The sequence below is a fragment of the Bartonella sp. AA126HLJHH genome (assembly GCF_042197425.1).
Lineage (GTDB): Bacteria > Pseudomonadota > Alphaproteobacteria > Rhizobiales > Rhizobiaceae > Bartonella.
Genome location: NZ_JBHIRU010000118.1, coordinates 1 through 698, shown reverse-complemented (window position 1 = coordinate 698; position 698 = coordinate 1). Strand labels below are relative to the sequence as shown.

Annotated in this window: 1 protein-coding gene and 1 pseudogene; both read left to right on the top strand. The window is 39.8% G+C overall.

Features of this window, described 5'->3' with window-relative positions; all coding sequences use genetic code 11:
• Window positions 1-329, top strand: a pseudogene (locus ACFIQC_RS10055) (hypothetical protein); the annotation flags it as partial.
• Window positions 326-698, top strand: a 373-nt coding sequence (locus tag ACFIQC_RS10050) for a hypothetical protein (protein ID WP_375707150.1), incomplete at its 3' end; no start/stop codon positions are given. The pseudogene ACFIQC_RS10055 and the gene ACFIQC_RS10050, both read left to right, overlap by 4 nt.

The window sequence follows — 698 nt, the reverse complement described above, 5'->3', positions numbered from 1 at the left end:
AAAATTATATCTACATACAAGGTCATATGTTAGACCCCATTAGTACAGTGATTGGTTACAATTGGCCTACGGCTTATAAGGCACCTTTAAATCTAGATTTTTCACTTTTGGAGAAAGGTATAAAAAATCCTTTTTATATGACGATATTTGCAGCAAACAGTTTATTTACTATAGCAACTAATCCTCTCAGAGAGATGGGGAGAGCGGTCTTGGGCCTTAACCCGAGCCCCCATAATTGTTATGCTGATGCGAGTCGTGAGTGTCAAATTAATTATGGTTCATTTGGTTTTAACAAACTTCATTCAACGAGAACAGGGAACAAAAAATGAAAATGTTGTTTAATTTATTAAGCCTGCTCATTCTGTTAACGGTTGCTGGATGTGATATTGAAAACATTGATAAACCTCCTCGAGGAGAGACGGCTGTGTGGGAGAAGCTAGGAGCAGATTCTACGGAGGTAGGAAAAGCATTGCTAGAGTGTGGTTTGCCACACCTTAATTATCTTGAGGATGAAGTTCAAAAGTTAAGCAACAATGAGAATGCAACGATTGATGCTTGCATGATCCAAGCAGGATTCCATTATAAAGGGAGAGCTAGCTGGTGTTCTCCTTTTAACGGTAGAGACCTTCCCATTTGTCAGCCTGGTGCTGTCATCCCGAAGAGAAGTGTCGAAAAGCGCTTAAACAGCCCTTTTTGTA